Source organism: Candidatus Phytoplasma oryzae, from assembly GCF_003263355.1.
In the GTDB taxonomy this organism is placed as follows: domain Bacteria; phylum Bacillota_I; class Bacilli_A; order Acholeplasmatales; family Acholeplasmataceae; genus Phytoplasma; species Phytoplasma oryzae_B.
Map to the genome: position 1 here is coordinate 119,035 of NZ_JHUK01000001.1, position 19,917 is coordinate 138,951.

A 19,917-nucleotide genomic window follows, 5' to 3' on the forward strand; every position below is an offset into this window, starting at 1 on the left:
TTTCTTTTAATTAAAAATAAATTAGAATAAACAATTTAATATATTATTAATTATTTTTTTATAATAATATATTATCATTTTTTTATCAATTTATAAATTTGTTATTACAAAAAAAAAATTTATAAAAAACTTTTTAAATTTATATTTTTTTAATATCATTTTCAAAAGTTTTTTAATAAATTTATTTTATAATTAAAAAGTGTTATAAATTAGGGGTATCATTTATAGAATCAGAACTATTTTTTTCTGGAATCGATACTACTGCTGCACCAGTGGTAATAACAATAGAAGCTATAGAAGATGAATTAACTACCGCTTGTCTAGTTACCTTAGTTGGGTCTATAATCCCTTCTTCGATTAAATTTACATATTCTCCTTTTTCAGCATTAAAACCAAAATTTTCTTTTTGTTTTAGTTGTTTTTGAAGAATTGTTTCCCCATCAAATCCTGCATTTTCAGCAATTTGATAAGTGGGAACTAATAAACTATTTAATACTATATTAATACCTTTTTGTACATCATGATTAGAATCTTTCAATTTTTCTTTTAAAATTTTATAAATTTCAACTAAAGCTTTACCTCCACCTACAACGATACCTTCTGTAATAGCTGCTTGAGTTGCGTTTAAAGCATCTTCTATTCTTAATTTTTTTTCTTTTAATTCAGTTTCTGTCGAAGCTCCTACTTTAATAACAGCGATTCCTCCTGATAATTTAGCTAAACGTTCTTTTAAAATTTTGTTTTCTGGATCATTATTGTTTTGTTTAATTTGGCCTTTTATTTCTTGAATTCTGTCTTGGATTTGTTGTTCATTTTTATTATCACTAATTAAGATAGTATTATCTTTTTTAATAATAGCTTTGCTTATTTTTCCTAAATGTTCTGATTTAACATCTTTTAATTTCATGTTTAAATCTTTTGATATAAAAGTAGCTTTTGTTAAAATAGCGATATCTTGTAATAATTCTTTTTGATTATCACCGAAACCTGGAGCATTGGTAGCTACTACATTAAACACTCCACTGATTTTATTAAATATTAAAGTACTAATTAAATCATTTTCAAATGAATCCGCAATAATAAGCAAAGGAGTTGAATTTTTGATTATATCTTCTAATAAAGGACGTATTTCATGAATATTATTGATTTTATGATCAGTTACTAAAACAGAAGTTTGTTCTAATTCTACTGACATATTTTCTTTATTAGTTACAAAATGAGGTGAAACATAACCTTTGTCATATTGCATTCCTTGCACTACTTCTAACTCAGTTTCAAATCCTTTAGATTCATCAACATTAATAACACCGTTTTTAGTTACTTTTTTCATGGCATCAGCAATCATTTTACCTATTTCTTTATCACCTGAAGAAATAGTTGCTATATTTTCAATTTCATCTTGTGTTGTAACTGATTTAGATTTTTTTATTAATTCTTCACATACTGCCTTTGATGCTTTTAAAATACCTTCTTTTACTGATATTGATTTAGCGCCGGAATTAATATATTTAAATCCTTTATGAATCATTTTTTGTGCTAAAACAGTTGCTGTAGTTGTACCATCACCTGCGTTATCATTAGTTCTGCTTGCTGCCTCGTAAATTAATTTGGCACCCATATTTTGATAAGGATTTTTTAATTCTATTTCTTTAGCTATCGAAACACCATCATTAATAATAGAAGGATTTTCAAAATTTTTTTCTAAAATAACGTTACTACCCTTAGGACCTAATGTTATTCCTACTGTATTAGCTAGTATATCTATTCCTTTTAAAATTTCTTTTCTAGCTTCTTTACCAAAAATAATTTGTTTAGCCATATTTTTTCATCTCCTTATTTTTAATTGTTTATCTCATTATTTTTATAAATTTTGATAAAATAGATTTTTTAAATTTTTAAAATAATTAAACTTTAATATATTTTAAAATTAAATTATTTTTTTTATAAAAAATTTTACTATATAATGAAAGTTACTTTTCTAGAATAGCTAAAATATCTTCATATTTAATTATTAAATATTCTTCATCTTTTATTTTAAACTTAGTTCCAGAATAATTTTTATAAACAACTTCATCGTTTTCTTTTAATTCCTTTATCTTAGGACCAAAATTTAAAACAATCCCTATAGATTCTTCTTTTTTATTATTGTCCAGTCCTAGAATAATTCCGCTTTTATCTATATTTTCTACTTTTTTATATTTTAAAACAACATAATCATTTAATGGTTTTATTAACAAAGCAATCATCCCTTTCTTTTTTGAATATATATTAATTATTTTAAAATATATTAATTTATTTTTACGTTTCATAGTGTATATTTGCAATTGAGCTACTCGATTGCTAATACTAAGGATACACATAATATATTATACATAAATTTAAATAATTTTAATCATATTTTTTAGACTAAATAGATCATAAATAATTCTTTTACATTATTTTGATCATAAAAAAAATAATAATAAGACATAAATTTTGTAATAAATTTTTATTTTGGATTTTTTATTTTTTTAAAAAAATTTTTTTATTAAAAATTAATATTGTTTTTTAAAATTTAATTTTTTTATTTTTTGTGTTATACTCCGCGTGTATACAATTTATAAAAAAATTTTTTGGATTTTAATATTTTTTAATTTTTAGTTTAAAGGGGTTAAAATTTTGTTAAAAAAATTAAAAAAAGAAAAAAATTTAATGAAATTTATTTTTTTTATTTTTTTATTTTGTTTTTTGTTAAATATTTTTTTATTCAAGAATCAAGATTTTTTTATTTTAGCAGCAAATAAACAGACAATCGAACAAGAATTAGAAGAAGTACTTATTTTATTAAACAATAAAAAAAATTTATCTTCAGACGACATTTTGTTAAAAAATAAAATTGTTGTATTAAAAAAAGATATTTTTAGTAAAAAAGAAGAATTCTTGAATTTATGTAAACAAAATTTATTATTACATAATATAGACATGTATTTAAAAGAGTCGATTTTTGAAGATATTATTTTGGAAACTAGAAAAATCATAAATCAATCGTCATTTGCTAAATATAGTGATGATATTATGAGAAAATTTAATCAATTAGAAAATTTATTAGTTAGAATTAATGATGTTAAAAAAGAAATGATTTTAGTATTGGGAGTATTTCAAAATCAATCATCAATTTTGTTAGAACAGACTGATTTTAGAATGATTCAAACAAATATTATTAATCTAGAAACGAAAATTAAAGAAATAAGTCAATTAAAACAAGATTTTATTGATTTATGTACAAATATAAAAAGTGAATTAAAAACGGAAATATTTATTGATTTACATAATAATGATCAAATAATAACAGATTTACAAACATGTATTGATAAAATTTTAGTAGAATTTAATCAAAAAATAAAAATTTACGATCAAGTAGTTATTTTTACAAATTTAAATAATCAATATCAAGATATAATTGCATCTATAAGTATTCCTCCTTCCTCTAATATTCCAGATAAAGATAATAATTCTTCTGATGATATTTTATTAAAAAATTTTCAAGAAGAAGAACATTTTGTTTTGTTTTTTGTCTTTTTAATTTTTGTTATTTTTACTTTTATTTTGTTTATAGTATTACATTATTTTTCTAAAAAAAAGTTTCGTAAAAAAAAAATTTAAAATAAAGAATTTTGAATTTTTTTAATATATAAAAAAATAAAAAAAGAATGTTTTTTTTAACGTAACATTCTTTTTTTTATTTTATAATTTTAGATTAGAATTATATATTTAAATATATAATTTTGTTTTGTATTTTTTATATTTTCTATTTTGTATTTTTTAATTTGGCGGAGTAGAAGGGATTCGAACCCTTGCACCAAATTTTTGGACTACGTCCTTAGCAGGGACGCCTCTTTAACCACTTGAGTACTACTCCTTTTTAATTAAACTTTTTTGAAAAATTATGTTTTTCACTTTATTATAACAATTATTATATTTTTTTGATTAGCAGAAGTTAAATAAATTTTTAATTTTATAATAAAAAATATATAAGAAAAAAGATAATTTTTTTTTGAATGAAAATTTTTTATTTATCTATTGTAAAATTTTCTATTGTAGCATAATGATTTTCCTTAATAATGACTAAGTTAGTAGTTACATAAGGTAAAATATTTATAATTCTTTGCGGAGGAACAGCAATAATAAATTGAATTTTTAATTCATTAAAAAAAGACATCATTGCTTCTATTCTGTTTTCATCCATATTATTAAAAGCTTCATCGAATAATACTAAACATCCTTTTTCTAAATCATTTTCAAATAATAATTGTTCAAAACAAATAGCAATTATAATATAAAAAGGAACTTGAGTTTCTCCTCCAGATTTTTCTCTAAAAACTTTCGAAAAGAAGGATATATTGCCATTTTTATCTTGGATTTGAATATCATAGTTTAGATAATTTCTATAGTCTAAAAATTCATATGTTAATGCTTCGTATTCTTTATTAAAAGACATTATTTTTTTGAATAATTCATCTAATAAAATATTTTTATAATTATTTATGTTTTCTATTATTAAATTATTTTGAGTTTGATTATTATTGTTTTCTTTAAAAATAGAATAATATCTATTATATTCTAAATTTTCAGATGGTTTTGTAATTATTTGATAATAGTCATTTCCGAAAGGTTTATTTTTTAAAATTTTGTTTAGTTTTTTAATTTGTTGTTTTGCATTTTCTAAACTTTCTTTTAATTTATTGACAAATTCTTCTTTGAAAATAATTTCTATTTTTACACTTAATTCTTTTGCTTCTTGTTCATAATTGACTAAATTTTTAATATTAATAAGATGATACTCTTTGAGAAAGAAATTAATATTGTTTGTTTCTAATGATATATTAACGAGATTATGATTTGTTATATATGTATTCATTAGAGTCATGATTTTTATTTTTTGTTTATTTTTTTGTTTTTCTATTTGAATAGTACTTTCTTTTACATGAGAAGAAATAATATCATAATTATTTTTGAATTTAACTAAATAGTTATTAAATTGTATTTGAATCGCTTCCAAGTTTATATTAACTTTATTTTCGTTATTTTGTAATTCTTTTTGAATTTTTAATAATTCTTCTTCAATGGATATTATTTTTGTTTTTAATATATTAATATGATTTGTTTTTTCAGCAATGTTAAATAAAATATTATCCATTTTTTTTGTTTTTTGCACTTTTTCGTCTTGTTGTTCTTTCAAATTTTGTTCTAAATTTATTAAATGAGGATTATTTTTAATTTTTTCTTTTTTTTCTTTTATTTTGTTGAATTCTGATAAATGTTCATCTAATTGTTTTTTCCATAAAACATAATCTTGAATCGAAAAAGAAAATAAGTTATTTTGATTTAATATTGATAATAACTCCTCTTTTTTTTGTAATAATTCTTTTTGGTTCCAAAGTTTTTGTTTTAAATCATATATTTCTTCTAATAAAATTTCTTTTCTTATTTTTTTAGAATTAATACCTATAAAGGGAATTTTAAATGTTTTAGGATTTAATTGTTTAGCTGTAAAATTACTATAAATCATGCCACTGGGTGTTATAGCAGTTTTATGATTTGGAAGATTTTCAATATTTAATTCACATATTATATTAGCTAATAATAATCTTGCATATTTTAAAGCATATTTATTATCTGTTTTAATTTTAGATGATAAACTTTTTTCATTTTCTTCTATACAAGGAATTTTATCTACATTAACTAAACCTACATCATAAATTTTTTCAGTTAATTTAAATTTTTCATATATTTTTAAAGATTTAGCAAAAAAACGAGAATCAATAATTAAATTAAATTTTCTTTTACCTAAGAATCCTTCTATTGCGTTTCTCCATATTTCTTCTTTAATTTCGATTAATTCACAAAAAGGATAAATTGGTACTTCTTTTTTGTCTTCAGATGATAATTGTTCTTTGATAAGTGCTATTAGTTTAATAATATTCTGATTGTAATTAGGTAAAATATTATTTATCATTTCTAAATTATATTTTTTTTGATAAATTTCTTTTTTTAATTGTACTATGTTTTTTTCAATGTTATTAATTTCAATATTAATAGAAATTCTTTCTTTTGATAAAAAATCTGATATTTCAGTAATATCTTTTTGCAATGATAAAGTATTTTTATCTATTTTATTTTTTAAAAAAAAACTTATTTTTTCAATATTTTTTATTAAACTAAATTCATTTTTTAATTGAATAAATTTTTCTAAAATAGTCAATTCTTTTTGTAAATTTTGGTTAAATATTGTTATTTTATTTTTTAAGTTTTGGATAATATTTTGTTTTTCAATAATATTTTTTTGCAAAGAATAAAAAAAAATATTTAAATTTTTTGGATTTTCTGACATTTTTAATTTTAATATTTTTTCATCTATTTGTTCTAAATATAAATTTATTTGTTTTTTTTGCAAAAATAATTCTTTTATCTCATTTTGTAGATATTGTTTTTGGTTTTGACTTTTTTGTAAATTTTCTTTTAATTTTTCTATGAAAATCATTTGTTTAATGTAGTTATTAATGTTTATTTGATTTTTTAATAATTTGATTTTTTTATCACATTCGATAATTTCTTTTAATTTTTCTAATTTTATTTTTTCTAATTCTATTTGTTTTTCTATTTTTTTTAATTGTTGAACACTATTTTTTAAACTTATAATATTAATAGGACTTTCTTCTAAAAGAAATTCGAATACAAAGTTTTGTAAGTTCAAAGGTTTAAAAGATAAAGCTTTGGGGAGAATTTTGATATATTTTTGAATATTTATATTTAGAAATTTTTCTATAGCTTTCTGATAATTTTTTTTAGTATCAAAAAAATCAAAATTATAATTTTTTGTTCTAAAAAAATTACGAATTTGTTGAATATTTTTAGGTTTGTTATTATCAATAAAAATATTTTCTTCTAACTTTATATGATCAAAAATATAAAATTTTTCTTTTAAAATGCCTTTATATGGTAATTCTAATATACAACCTAAAATAGTATTTTTTTTTTCTTGTTCGCTGTAAAATTCTAAAGCAATATGTGAGATAATATCTTGATTTCTTAAAAATTCTTTATTTTCTGCTCCTATTTTTCCTTTTATATAACTTTCTAAAGAACGTTTAGCGTTTTCATTAGCTGCTATATTAAATTTAGTACCAAATTTTCCTCCTATTAAAACATATTGCAAAGCATCTAAAAGAGTTGATTTACCGGCACCATTTTCTCCAGAAATCAAAGTATTTTCTTGAATATCTATGGTTTGAGAAGAAAATAAATGCCAGTTAATTAATTGTATTTTGGTTAATTTTTTCATTTTTTATTCATATTCTTTGTTTGTATTTAAATTTAATAATTTTTGATATTGTTTAGCCATTTCAAGATCTATAACATAAATTATAGTTGGATATATTTTGATGATTAAATTATTAGAAATATCATCATTATTAATAGTATGAATATCTGAAAAATCTATAATATTATATCTACTAAGCAACATTAGATTTTTTTTCATTTTTTCTTTATTCATTTTTTTAACTTCTGTATAACCAATATTACCTAATTCTTTATAAATGTCTTGTAGATAAATTTCTATAATAGAGTTATTAGTATTAAATTCTTTTTTTTGATAAAATAAGATACATATAACTAATAGTATTAAACTTTCTTCTTTATTAAGTTTTAATTTATTAAAATTTTGTTTACTTTTAATAAAAATTACTTCATTATCATATTTTATTTTTAGTTCAAAATCTGCTAATTGAAAAAAAAAATCAAAAATATCTTTGTATAAAATAATAAAATTATAATCATTGAAGTCCTTTTGTTTTTTAATAGTTATAAAATTAACCTGCAATAATTTATTAACTACTCTTGAAAAATTTTTTTTTTCTTGTTCTTTGAGTTTTTCAAATTTTTCAACGAATGTATATGAAAAATCTTTTTTTTCTAAACTATTCAAAATATATTTTTTCCTTTTTCGAAAATATAAGTAATTGTTTGGTTGAATATTTGTTTAAGTTAAAATTAATAACTTAAAAAAATAATAATTTATACAATTTATTAAGATTATCATTTGTTAAATTTTATCTAAACTAAATTATTTTCTTGAAAAAAATTAAAAATTTGATTTTCTTCTATATGAGGAGTGACAAAATGAGAATTTTTTTTTAAAAAATCATATCTACTATTACCCATAACAATAGAAATATCTGCTTCTTGTAACATTTCTTTGTCATTACATCCATCTCCTACACAAATTAATTTATGTTCTGGATATTTTTCTTTAATTTTTTTAATGCTAAAAAATTTGTTAATATTTTTTAATGTTAAATCTATATGTTTTTCCCAATAATATCCATTAAAATAATTTAAATCAATTAATAATTTTTTTACTTTTGTTGCATCTATGCCAAAAACATTTATCATATAAATTTTTTCTTTTAAATGAAATTGATTATCTATAGGTGAATTTATTATTTTATTCCATTTTTCTATAAATGGTAAATTTTCTACATTTCCATTATGAAACAAAGCTTCTTTATCTTTTCCTATGCTAGCTATAACTATTTTATAGGAGATAATTTTATCTATTAATTCTATAATTTTTTTTTTAGGAATAGGATTTTCATCAATCATTTGATTATTTTTAAAAGTTACAGCTCCATTTGATAATACAAAATATTTAAAAAAAGGGGAAATTTTTTTTATTACATTTAAATTTCTATAATTTCTACCCGTTGCTATGCCTAAAATTGTATTAGGTTGTTTAGATAGTTCTAAAATAAGTTTTTCTGTTTGCGGTAAAATTATTTTTTTGTTATTGCTATATAAAGTTTCGTCAATATCAAAAAAAAATATTCTTTTGTTTATTGCTCAAAACCTCCTTTTATAATATTTTCTAATCTTTACTTTTTATTCTATAATTTTAAATTTTATTTTTCAATCAAAATTTTAATAAAAATTAAGCATTAATTTAATTATAACAATAAACTATGTTGAAATCTATTTTAAAAGTTAATATTTTAAAAATATCTTTAAAATATTCAAAAAACATAAAAATAATCACAAAACATTTTAAAATAAAAAAATTATTTTAATTTAATAGTCATTTTAAAATTAATTAAATAGTTTAAAAAACAATTATTAAGAATTATGTGATTTTTTTATATTAAATTTTTATATTTAACCATGTAGTAAATTTTATTAACATACTTTTCTTAGTTATAAAATAAAAGAAAATTTTTAAAAGTTTTTGAAGATTTTCAAATTAACTTTAATTCTAAGATTAATGATTTAGTAAATATTTTACTATTTGATAAAAATTATAAAATAATAACTTAATAAAATAAAAAATATTGAAATATTTAAATTAAACTTTTTTCTTGTTATTAATGTTTAATTTTGTTGACTTTTTTATAAGTCATAATTATTTTTTTGTTTTTTATATCTTATTATTTTTGAACATTATTTTTTTAAGCTAAAACTAGTTATTAAATAAATGAAATATTATGTTATAATTCAAAGTTATGATTTTTTTTAATAGATTAAAATATTTTATTTTTTCATAAATTTTAAAATATAAATTTTAAAATTTTTTAAAACATAATTTATTATTTATATTTTCTGAAATATTTTTAAATATCAAAACTAATTAATTATTTGGGATATATTTTTAATAATTTTACTGATAATAAGCATATTATGAACTTGTTACTTACTATTTAATTAACTTGTTATTTGTTATTTGATTAAATAATTTGCTTTATGTTGTATAAAAAAAATATATTCCTTTTTTAATGATTAATTTTACATTTATTCTTATTTTGATTATTTTTTATTAGTTATAAAATAGTGTTTCAAATGTTAATAAAATGTTAAATATAAACTTTAAGAAAGTGAAAAAAATATAATGACTTTAAATTCAAATAAACCAATAATAAATCTAAAAGGAGTTTTTATAAAAGTAATTACTTTTATACTTTCGATAATAATATTAAATATATTTGTCAACAAGTATCATGTTCGAACTGAAGAATTAGAAATACGAAAAAATATTCATTTTTCATCATTATTAAACAAAAAAGTTAAACCAATAGAAGAAAAAAATATTCAATTACAAAATGAAAATGAAATATTAACCAAATATCCAAAAGAAATAGTTCAAGAGGATGGTACAAAAGAATATTATAGTTTAAAAAATGATGGTAATATCATTAAAAGAGAATTCAAAGATGGTTCTATCGAGGAATTCGATCCCAAAGGTATCAAGTTTAAAGAAGTAGATATAAATAACAAAGTTACATTATTTAAAGGTTCTTCCTATACAGCTAAAGATTTTAAAAAACAGGGTTTTTCTTTGGAAAATATTAAAACAGCAGGTTTTACCAATAAAGAACTTCTGGAAAGTGGTTGTTTTACAATTAGCGAATTCCAACAATCGAATATTCCTTTAAACGATATTAACGATGATGTTCCGCTAAGTGTACTTAAAAATCATTATGCGAAAAACAAGTTAGCTCAAAAATATACTATGCAAGAATTAGCAGATGCACAGGTTACTTTAACAGATTTAAAAAACGACAATGTGTCAGTTTCTACAGAGATGATTACAGCTTATACGCTGGATGAAGTGGCAAAACTTTACACTGCCACAGCTTTAAAAACAGCTCAGGTCCCTTTAACTTCAGAGATAGTACAAAAATACAAAGTACCTTCATTAAAACAAGCTGGCTTTACAGCTAACGACTTTAAACAAGGACAAATTGAGTTAGCAGATATTAAGGATGATTTTGATATTTCAGATGTATATAATATTTATGAAGATAATCAAATTATTAAAGCTTATGGTCAAACAAAATTTTCTATTTTTAAGAATAGTCCATAAAATTTATTTTCATAATATTAAAGAAAATATTTGATATAGTTAGTTATATTATTTTCGAAAGAATTACAATTTATTAATATTTTTTATAAAATGAATTATATTTTATGTATAAAGTTTAATATTCTTCTTCTAACTTCTGATTTTGTATATTAATCAGAATTTTGTTTATTATTATTAATAATAATAAAATTTTGAAATCATTTATTTTTTAAAAATTTATTTAATTTTAAATATTTTTACTATTTTATTTTTTAAGAATTAAATACATTAGAAATTAAAATTAGAAATTTAACATTTTTGTCTATATAGTTAGGAGAAGAATTTTTTTTATTTAAAATTAAATTATTTATGTTTATTTAGAAATTTATTAATTTTTTTTAGTTATTTTTTTATTAAAAATTAAAATAAAATTATTTTTAAATTATTTTTGTATAAAATAATTTGATATATTTTTTAATTATTTTATAATTATGTTGAAATTTTTTTATAGAGAATTTTTTAAATAAATATTTTTTAATTTTTTTATTAGAATATTTATTTTAAAATAAAAAAATTGTTTAATTAAAAATTTTATAATTAAAAAAACAGAAAAGGAAATTTGTTTTAATTTTTATGTTAATTAAAAAAATGAATAATTTTATTAAATTTAAAAAAAATAAATTTTTTTTTATATTAATTTTATTGTTTTTTTTTATTTTTAAAAGGAATTTTGCAATAGCTATGATGGAAACAGGCGAACCGTCTGAATCTAAAACTAGTCAAGAAGTTGATAATTTAATTAGTTTTAAATTAGATAATATATTACAAACATCAGAAATATTTCAATTTAATAATGCTTGTAATCACATAGATTATGCTAATAGTATATTAAAAAAATTTAGTATTAAATTAAATGATCAATTAGATGTTCATTCATTAAAAGACTTTAAAGAAAAATTTTCTGGTTTTTATATTTACTTTTTTATTAGATTAAAATTTTTATGGTATATATATTCTCAAAATGAAAAAGATGCACATGTACTTTATGTTAATTATTCTTCTGAAATAGATCCAAAAGGAAATATTATATATATACCTTCTTTTAGACGTTTTTTCTATATAAGTTTAAATGATAAAATAAAAGAAGAAAATAATATTTTTTTTATTAAAGATAATGAAAGAATTGAAATTTATTGTAATAGTTATGATACTAAAAATTTCGTAGAAGATACTTTATCATTAGATGTTCACCGTATTAATTCAAATAATTTATTTCAAATTTTTTTAGATTTCGATATACAAGAAAAAAGTGATGGTTTATATTTATCTTTTATTTTATATAAACATGGATTTACAGAATTAAATTGTTATTCTTTTAAAATAGATTTTTCATTAGATACAAAAATAGATTTTTTCAAACAAATATCTTAGTTTAATAATAATTTTATGATTTTTTAGCATTATTTAATTAATTTTTTAAAATAAAATATTTTTTATTTAATTACATAATCAAAATTTGATATTTTTATTATTTTTTTATTTAATTTTTATTTTTTAATAATAAAAAATTCTCTTATTTTTCTTTTTAGAAAAAAAATTTTATATCTTTTTTAATTTTATTTTAAATTTATCTATTGCTTATAAATTATCTTCTATAATATTAAAAAGTAAATTATTATTAAAAAATAAAAATTACATTATAAATTTGTTATAATTTTATTTTTATTTTAACAAAATATGATATGATTAATTATTAAATTCTTATTTAATTAATTAAGATATAATTATTTATTTTTTTTAATGGAAATAAAATTTTTTATAAAAAAAGTTAGTTTAAATTTAAAAAATTATATTTTTATTATATAAAATATCTTAATTTTTTAATTCTATTATTATTTAAATTTTTTAGCAAATATTATTAATTATTTTTTAAATGAAAAATATAATAGTAAATAACTTTAAAAAAATATATTTTTTTAAAGTTATAAATTTTTGGATTATTAAAATTTTTTTAATTATTCTTATTAAGAATAACGAAATATTAATAAAATATAGTATGTAATTAATAAAAATTCAAAAAATGTTATTTAGAGGAGATTATCTATAAAAATAAAATCAAAATTAATTTTTTTTTATTAAAAATTTATAATAACTTAATAATAAATTTTTTTTGTCTATTTTTATTTTAAAATAAGATTAGTTTGAAAAAAATAAGGAGTGTTATAATCCAAAATGTTTTTAAAATCATTTTTTAAAAAAAAATGGATATTTATTGTTTTGATTATGTTTTTATTTTTAGTGTTAAGTAAAATATTTCAAAATAAAAAAAAATTTATTGAAGAAATTAATTTTTCTTCATCAATTCCAGCACCTAAAATGAAAGAAATAAAAATTCTTGGAAAAGAAAAATGGAAAAATATTCATAAAGAATATATTTTTTATGGATTAAACGGATTTTATTATTATAAAAAAGAATTACAAAAAGAAAAGAATAAACCTATTCGAAATCAAAATTCATCTTTAATTTCTTTTTACCAACATAAAATAGAAATGCAAAAAGAACCTAAAGATATATTAGGATTTTTACAAAAAACTTTTAAAGAATGGGGAAATACGGAAATTGGAGTTCCTGCATTTGATGATATTACTTTTATCAAATCTGAAAAATCTGTATTATATCCTTTTATTGAGAATTTTAAAGTTAATAATGATTCTGTTTCTCTTACTAAAGACAATTATTATTTAACTTTTACTTTTAAAGGTCCTAAATATTTGTTAGCAAAAGATGTTGATTTCTTTTTAGGAAACGCCAATTTACCTTATTATGATCGAGATACAAATATAATTTTAACAAAAAAATATTATCTTCATTTTAATCCAGTTCGTAATATTTTAAGTGTTTATACCGAAAAGTTTAATTATAATAAATACTATTTTTAAAATAAATTGAAATAGGAGAATAAAAATTTTTTATAAACTTAATTTTTTATTAATTTTAAAATTCAAATTTTTAATTATAAATATTTTTTTGGAGTAAAAAATAATCTTATATTTCTTAAAAATTTTTTGTAACATAGTATATTATTAATTAATATTTAACTATTTTGAAATTACAAAAAGATTTATTTTATTTTAATAAAGAAGGAAATATTATTTTTTATTAACTTTTTAATCTTTAAATTAATTTATTATTATTTTAATTATTTTTTTTTTTTTTTTGATTTTGTAAATCATATAATTTAGTTTTTTTTTAATCTTTTTTTGTTATCGTATTCATTTTCAAATTGTAAAAAAATATTATTATTTGAATCATAAACTTTAGTTAAAATTAATTTATTTTTTATTATATTGATTTTCATATTTAGAAATTTGATAACCATTTTGATCATAAACTTCCTTATATAAAAGTTTTTCTTCTAAATCATAATAATTTAAAAATTTTAATTTTTTTGTATTATCTTCAAAATAACTTTTAGAAAATATTAATTTATTTTTATTATAACTATTTTTATAATGAATACTTTTTTTATCATTACTAAAAAATTGTTGAATTAATATTATTTTTTTTTGATCATTATATTTATATTGATATTTAAAATTTTTCTCATTTTTTTCGTCATACATTTGAATTTTTATTAATTTTTCCTCAAAATCATATTTATTTTCATAAGTAAATAGTAAATTATCAGTATTTTCAAAATATTTTATACTTTTAGTATTTTCATTTAAGTTATTGTATCCAAAATTATTATTTAATTCATATAATCATTTAAAATTAAAATTTTTTATTTTTGGTTGAAAGATTATCACTGTTTTTTTCATTTTTTTTATAGATTAAAATAATAATAATTAACAACAATATTAAAAATAATAAAATTTAAAAAAATTTATTTTTTAAAATCATTTTTTTTTCTTAATGTTTGATATGATACATAAATAAGGCATTTTTTGAGAGCTAGACAAAATATACTTTTATTTATTTCTTAATATAATTATTATTTTAATATTATTGTAAAATAATTAATTTTATATTTTATAGTAATTAAATTTGCTATCATCATTTTATATTTATTAATGTATATTGATTATAATAAAAAATAACTAATTAACGAATTAATTTTTAAAAAGCTTTTTTTAAAAAAAGCTTTTTAAAAAAACATTATATTGTTGTTTTTTAATTTATATTTATGATTATATTTTATCTTTTAATTCATTTAAACGATTTTGTAGTGGTTTTTCTATTTGATTTTTTTGTTTTTTTAAAATATTTTTTATCAAATTACTATTCGATTTTTTTTCAATTTGATTCCTTATTGCGGATAATAATTTTGTTTCTCTTTTAATTATTTCTTTATGATTATTAATAATAAAATTTTCTTGAAAAAAATCATTATATAAATTCGTTAACAAGTCATAGATATTAATATTTTGAAATAATTCTGTTATTTTGGTTTCATCTTTTAAGAGACTTTGATTTTTTTTATTTTTTATAATTTTTAAATTATTTATTTCTTTTTCTATTTCTATTTTTTCTTTAATTATTATAGATCTTATTTGTTCGCTATATTGTAATTGTTTTTTTAATCTCTTTTCATATTTTTTTATAATGTGTTGGTGTCGGTTAATACAATTTTGTTGATTTGTTATTTTTAATTTTTGATTATTTAATACCATTATTTCATTATTAATTTTTTGTCTTTCTTCTAATTTATTTTCTATTGTTTTTTTTATTTTTTCTATTGTTTGTTTTATTTTTTTTGTTTTTTGATCTATTTTTAATATTTCTATTTCTTTATCTATTTGTCTTATTATTTCATCATATTTTTCTATATGTTTTTCTATTTTATCTTTTATTTCTTTTTTTTGTTCATTTATATTAGTTATTATTCTTTTTGTATTTTCTTCATATTTGTCTACTGCTTGTTTTTTAAATAATTTTTCCGAATCTATAGTTGAAAATGTTATATATAAAATTTTTAACAATTCATAATATTGTTTTAATTCATTAAATTTTTCTTCTTTTAATAAATCTTCTTTTAATAAATCTTCTTTTAATAAATCTTCTTTTAATAAATCTTCTTTTAATAAAAAAGAAGATCTCTCTGATGAATTTTCCATCTTATTTTTTATTTTATATTTGTTTTCTACATCAACTTGTTCTACAGCAAATATAACATGTTTATTTAGAATGAATAAAAAAATTAATAAAAGTAAATATTTAAAATATTTGAATATTGTTTTTATTTTTATATAAAATTCCATTATTTTTCCTTTTTCTTTCTTTTCTTTCTAATAATTTCGCTAATTTAATAATTTTTAATTAATTTTTCTAATAATAGAATAAATTTTTATAATTAATTTTGCAATTTTATTATTACTATCTTAATTATTTTCGTCATAAAGTCAATTTATATTAATTAATTTATAATTAGTTATTAAATATCAAAATATATATTTTAGTAAATTTATTATTTATTCTTAGTATATATTTATTTAAACAAATTACATTTTTTTTAAAATTAAAATGATAAATGTTATTTCTAATATTTAACATTTATTGTTAAAATTTTAATTGTTTGTTAAAGCGTGACCCAAAAAAGTTGGACCGTAAGAAAAGATAAAATAAAGGATGAATCACAGCATCATAAACCCTACGTAAAGTAAAACAAGAATCAAAATTAAAAGGAACATAAAAAGAAGAAAATAAAAAATAACATAAAATAAAGGGACATATAAGCGTTGAGATAAATTTATTGTAAAAAAATCATTTTTTATTTCTGCTAATTCATTATCAGGAGAAGCTATTAAATTCCAAACAAAACCGGTTAATAAAAAGATATTATAAGTGTGAATACAATATAAAAAAGATATTTTATTTTTAAAAGTTATTAGATTGGAATTATTTATTGATTTTTTAATATTTTTGATTATTATAAAAGTTAACATTATTATAATATTATAATAAGATATTAGTTTATAAATTGTTTTAATAGTTTTAATAGTGTTTTAATAGTGTAAATTTAATATTTTTATTGAATATAAATTCAATAAAAAAAATATAAATTCAATAAAAAAGGAAGGATTTGTTTGAATAAATGAAATTCAATGTTAAAATAAACTCTTTTTTAAATCATAATGTTTTAAAATGCTTTATACTTGGATTTGTTTTTATTTTGTTTTTATTGAAACCAAATGTTGTTATGGGAATAAAAAATAAAAATAATAAAAAAAAATTATCAATATGTAATTTAATTCCAATACTAAAGAATACAGATCCGATTTTATTTTTAGAAGAAGAAAGTCGTTTATTTAGACTACGAAACAAAAAAATTTCTTTATCTAATTATAAAGAAGACACAATGAAAGATGAACAAGAAGAAATTATGAAACATGAACAAGAAGAAAGATATGAAAAAGAAAAAGAAATTATACAAAATATAATTCAACAAAAATTAATGTTTTTAAAACAAAAATTACTTTTAATATCAAAATTGAAAGATCTTTTTGAACCGAGATATTTTCTTAATATTTCTAATAATAAAAATTTATTTGTATATTCTAGAAATTTAGAATATAAATTAAAAAAAATAATAAAATTAATAGAAAAAATTCAATTAAAAGCAAATTCTAAATTATACATTTTATTTTCTTTATATGAAGAAATATCAGAATTAGAAAAAGATATAAATAATTATGATAAAAATATTACTGATGAAGATTTAGAAGACTTAAAATTATTTTATTAATTAAATATTTTTTTATTATATAATTTGATTCAAAAAAAAGCTTTAATTAAATTAAAGATTAACTGAAATCAACCTAACAATACACTCAAAAAAAATAAAAGTCAACTAGCATTGTTGACTTTTTTAAATTAGCATTGTTGACTTTTTTAAAAGAAAAATTTTATTAAATAAAAGTATTAAATATTTAAAAAAAGAGAATCAATTTAAATATAAAATACTTATTATTAGTAATTAATAATTCAAAAGAATTAAAACAACATCTTTTTTTCTTAAATAATTTTTTAATCTAAAATTATTATTTGAATCAAACCTTTTTCTAATGATCAAAAAAAACTACTATTCAACCTCTTTTATTTAACTATGTTGATTTTTTGTATAAAATATTAAAAGTTTTTGTATAACGAAACATTTTCAAATTAGGTTGTAAAATTTTTTCAAGTTCGAATATTTTAAAATATAAAATTATTTACAATTTATTATTTAAGAAGATCTGTTATTTTTTTTCTTAATTTAATTTCTAAATCTATTTTTTCTAAAGTGATTTTATTGAAATTTTTTTGAAGAAAAGATTTTTTTCTCTCAGAAAAGATATTTGAAATTTTAAAAAACTGGAATTTCTTTCTTCAATGTTAGAATAATTCTTATTTTTAATTTTTAAATAAAATAATAAATCTTTTTCTAATTTAGTAATTTCTTTTGAAATTGAATTTTGTTGTCGAGTTAAATCATCTATTTGAGATTTTAAAATCTCAATTTCTTTTTCTGAATAATTAAATATTTTTTTTACATAATCTGTTTTTTGAACTTTTGAATAATATTTGCCAGCAAAAACTAATTTTTTTTTATAAAAATTTATTAATAAAAAAACAACAAAAAGAAAAATTTAAAATACAAACTGAAAAATGGTCTGGAATAAGATCAACTATTAGTAAAAAAGTAGATAAAGATTTAAGTTATATAGCTAATTAAACGAAAAGACATGGAATAAATTAAAAGTTGGTTTTCTTAATCTTTTACCTTAAAATAATAAGAGTTAAAAGTATCAACTAAATCAAAAAAGAAGTAAAAGTTTCGGTTCTGTAACCAAAAAAAGTAAGTTTAAAAAAATATTTAAATGGATAATACTTCTTTTACTCTTTAAGAGTTGGAAAAAGAACAACAAAAAGAAATAAAAGATCAAAATAGTTATGAAATAATCTTGTTAAAACATCTTTTTCAAACTCAATAAAGAACCTACTGATATATTATGAAATATAAGTTTAATATAACTTATTTATGAGATATGTTAGAATAATAGTAATTTAATATTTTTTTGGTTATTATAAAAAAATTTAGCAAATTTATCATAATAAATTATCAAAAATCAATATTTTAAATTTAATTTACTCGTATATCAATATTATAAATTTTTATGCTATGATAGATGTTGGAAAAATTTTGATAATCTGTTTTTGAATTTTTTTATTTTACTAAAAATTTATTTTTATTATTAAAATTAAAAAGTTTAAAAAAAGTCATTATAACATTATTTTTTATTTTAGAAAAATAATAAATAAAAAATGATTAAGTTTTTAATAAATTTTTGCACAATATTTTTAATGATTTAAAGTATTTATTTTTTATAAAATTTTATTTAATTTGTGGATAAAATTTAATTTTCCTAGATAATAAATATTTTATTCAGAAGGTGACAAATGATAAAGAAATCTTTATTTATAAAAAGTATTAATAATTATAAATTTATTCCTTTACCTCGTTTGCCAGAATTTTTTCTAATTGGTCGTAGTAATGTAGGAAAAAGTACTTTTGTTAATATTTTAACTAATAGAAACAAAATTTCTTTTGTTTCAAAAAAACCTGGTAAAACTATAAATTTAAATTATTTTTTATTAAATGATTCTTTTTATTTAGTAGATTTACCAGGTTATGGATTTTCTAAACAAAGTCAAAAAAATAAAAATAATATTTTTTACATTATTAATTATTTTTTAAAAAATAATTCTTTTGTCCAAATGATTTTTCAATTAATGGATTTTAAAGTTGGTCCAACTAAATTAGATTTACAAATTTATTTAGAACTAATTAAAAGTAATTTACCAATTACTATTATTTTTAATAAAAAAGATAAAATTTCGAGAAATAAAATTTTATTACAAATAAAAAATATTAATCAAAAATTTTTATTTTCTAATTTATCTTTTATACCAAAATATTTTTTATTATCTTGTCAAAATAAAGAAGGTTTACGAAATATTTTTGAGATAATAAATTTGAAATTAAAATATGAATTAATATATTAAA

Annotated in this window: 15 protein-coding genes and 1 tRNA gene; 8 read left to right on the forward strand and 8 right to left on the reverse strand. The window is 17.1% G+C overall.

Features of this window, described 5'->3' with window-relative positions; genetic code table 11:
- Positions 1–202: 202 nt before the first annotated feature.
- A complete protein-coding gene (gene groL, locus DH96_RS00510) occupies positions 203–1,819 on the reverse strand; it encodes a chaperonin GroEL (protein WP_066539945.1) in 1,617 nt (538 codons plus the stop codon).
- A gap of 151 nt (positions 1,820–1,970) precedes the next feature.
- Positions 1,971–2,246 carry a co-chaperone GroES gene (locus DH96_RS00515; protein WP_066540001.1) on the reverse strand — a complete coding sequence of 92 codons (276 nt, stop codon included), beginning with the start codon at positions 2,244–2,246 and terminating at the stop codon, positions 1,971–1,973.
- 412 nt (positions 2,247–2,658) lie between these two features.
- On the opposite strand from DH96_RS00515, the gene DH96_RS00520 reads away from it, so the two are divergent.
- On the forward strand, positions 2,659–3,642 hold the full coding sequence (locus DH96_RS00520) for a hypothetical protein (RefSeq protein ID WP_066539946.1): 984 nt from the start codon (positions 2,659–2,661) through the stop codon (positions 3,640–3,642).
- A 165-nt stretch (positions 3,643–3,807) separates the two neighbouring features.
- On the opposite strand, the gene DH96_RS00525 is transcribed toward DH96_RS00520, so the two are convergent.
- From DH96_RS00525 to DH96_RS00540, 4 genes are all read right to left on the reverse strand, one after another.
- Positions 3,808–3,898: transfer RNA gene (locus tag DH96_RS00525), tRNA-Ser, on the reverse strand.
- A 150-nt stretch (positions 3,899–4,048) separates the two neighbouring features.
- Positions 4,049–7,321 carry an ATP-binding protein gene (locus tag DH96_RS00530; protein ID WP_066539947.1) on the reverse strand — a complete coding sequence of 1,091 codons (3,273 nt, stop codon included), beginning with the start codon at positions 7,319–7,321 and terminating at the stop codon, positions 4,049–4,051.
- Between the two features lie 3 nt (positions 7,322–7,324).
- Positions 7,325–7,966: a DUF4194 domain-containing protein gene (locus DH96_RS00535; RefSeq protein ID WP_066539948.1), complete on the reverse strand. Its 642-nt coding sequence runs from the start codon at positions 7,964–7,966 to the stop codon at positions 7,325–7,327.
- 128 nt (positions 7,967–8,094) lie between these two features.
- Positions 8,095–8,817 (reverse strand): HAD hydrolase family protein, encoded by a 723-nt coding sequence (locus DH96_RS00540; RefSeq protein ID WP_320408830.1) that lies wholly within the window; start codon positions 8,815–8,817, stop codon positions 8,095–8,097.
- Between DH96_RS00540 and DH96_RS02225 the strand changes: the two genes are divergently transcribed.
- From DH96_RS02225 to DH96_RS00555, 4 genes are all read left to right on the forward strand, one after another.
- Positions 8,750–8,899: a hypothetical protein gene (locus DH96_RS02225; RefSeq protein WP_235590197.1), complete on the forward strand. Its 150-nt coding sequence runs from the start codon at positions 8,750–8,752 to the stop codon at positions 8,897–8,899. The two genes, DH96_RS00540 and DH96_RS02225, sit on opposite strands and share 68 nt — an antisense overlap.
- Before the next feature lie 1,017 nt (positions 8,900–9,916).
- A complete protein-coding gene (locus DH96_RS00545) occupies positions 9,917–10,891 on the forward strand; it encodes a hypothetical protein (RefSeq protein ID WP_111961280.1) in 975 nt (324 codons plus the stop codon).
- A gap of 612 nt (positions 10,892–11,503) precedes the next feature.
- On the forward strand, positions 11,504–12,301 hold the full coding sequence (locus DH96_RS00550) for a hypothetical protein (RefSeq protein WP_066539956.1): 798 nt from the start codon (positions 11,504–11,506) through the stop codon (positions 12,299–12,301).
- Positions 12,302–13,102: 801 nt separating this feature from the next.
- Positions 13,103–13,810, forward strand: a complete 708-nt coding sequence (locus DH96_RS00555; RefSeq protein WP_066539958.1) for a hypothetical protein — start codon at positions 13,103–13,105, stop codon at positions 13,808–13,810.
- A 393-nt stretch (positions 13,811–14,203) separates the two neighbouring features.
- On the opposite strand, the gene DH96_RS00560 is transcribed toward DH96_RS00555, so the two are convergent.
- Together DH96_RS00560 and DH96_RS00565 are read right to left on the reverse strand one after the other, a co-directional pair.
- Complete coding sequence (locus DH96_RS00560) at positions 14,204–14,494, reverse strand: hypothetical protein (protein ID WP_066539961.1); 291 nt, start codon at positions 14,492–14,494, stop codon at positions 14,204–14,206.
- Between the two features lie 567 nt (positions 14,495–15,061).
- Positions 15,062–16,132, reverse strand: a complete 1,071-nt coding sequence (locus DH96_RS00565; RefSeq protein ID WP_111961281.1) for a hypothetical protein — start codon at positions 16,130–16,132, stop codon at positions 15,062–15,064.
- An 833-nt stretch (positions 16,133–16,965) separates the two neighbouring features.
- Here DH96_RS00565 and DH96_RS02160 point away from each other — a divergent pair.
- The 3 genes from DH96_RS02160 to yihA all read left to right on the forward strand — a co-directional run bounded on the left by DH96_RS02160 (position 16,966) and on the right by yihA (position 19,916).
- A complete protein-coding gene (locus DH96_RS02160; protein ID WP_066539971.1) occupies positions 16,966–17,616 on the forward strand; it encodes a hypothetical protein in 651 nt (216 codons plus the stop codon).
- Positions 17,617–18,423: 807 nt separating this feature from the next.
- Complete coding sequence (locus DH96_RS02165) at positions 18,424–18,585, forward strand: hypothetical protein (protein ID WP_160330311.1); 162 nt, start codon at positions 18,424–18,426, stop codon at positions 18,583–18,585.
- A 725-nt stretch (positions 18,586–19,310) separates the two neighbouring features.
- Positions 19,311–19,916, forward strand: a complete 606-nt coding sequence (gene yihA, locus DH96_RS00590; RefSeq protein WP_066540438.1) for a ribosome biogenesis GTP-binding protein YihA/YsxC — start codon at positions 19,311–19,313, stop codon at positions 19,914–19,916.
- The last annotated feature ends 1 nt before the right edge of the window (position 19,917 follow it).

What these genes read in the sequence shown, in the direction of transcription:
- DH96_RS00560 (WP_066539961.1), bottom strand. Translation starts at nt 14,494, where the DNA reads ATGTATGACGAAAAAAATGAGAAAAATTTTAAATATCAATATAAATAT.
- DH96_RS02225 (WP_235590197.1), top strand. Translation starts at nt 8,750, where the DNA reads ATGCCTAAAATTGTATTAGGTTGTTTAGATAGTTCTAAAATAAGTTTT.
- DH96_RS00550 (WP_066539956.1), top strand. Translation starts at nt 11,504, where the DNA reads ATGTTAATTAAAAAAATGAATAATTTTATTAAATTTAAAAAAAATAAA.
- DH96_RS00565 (WP_111961281.1), bottom strand. Translation starts at nt 16,132, where the DNA reads ATGGAATTTTATATAAAAATAAAAACAATATTCAAATATTTTAAATAT.
- yihA (WP_066540438.1), top strand. Translation starts at nt 19,311, where the DNA reads ATGATAAAGAAATCTTTATTTATAAAAAGTATTAATAATTATAAATTT.
- DH96_RS02160 (WP_066539971.1), top strand. Translation starts at nt 16,966, where the DNA reads ATGAAATTCAATGTTAAAATAAACTCTTTTTTAAATCATAATGTTTTA.
- groL (WP_066539945.1), bottom strand. Translation starts at nt 1,819, where the DNA reads ATGGCTAAACAAATTATTTTTGGTAAAGAAGCTAGAAAAGAAATTTTA.
- DH96_RS00545 (WP_111961280.1), top strand. Translation starts at nt 9,917, where the DNA reads ATGACTTTAAATTCAAATAAACCAATAATAAATCTAAAAGGAGTTTTT.
- DH96_RS00515 (WP_066540001.1), bottom strand. Translation starts at nt 2,246, where the DNA reads ATGATTGCTTTGTTAATAAAACCATTAAATGATTATGTTGTTTTAAAA.
- DH96_RS00555 (WP_066539958.1), top strand. Translation starts at nt 13,103, where the DNA reads ATGTTTTTAAAATCATTTTTTAAAAAAAAATGGATATTTATTGTTTTG.
- DH96_RS00530 (WP_066539947.1), bottom strand. Translation starts at nt 7,321, where the DNA reads ATGAAAAAATTAACCAAAATACAATTAATTAACTGGCATTTATTTTCT.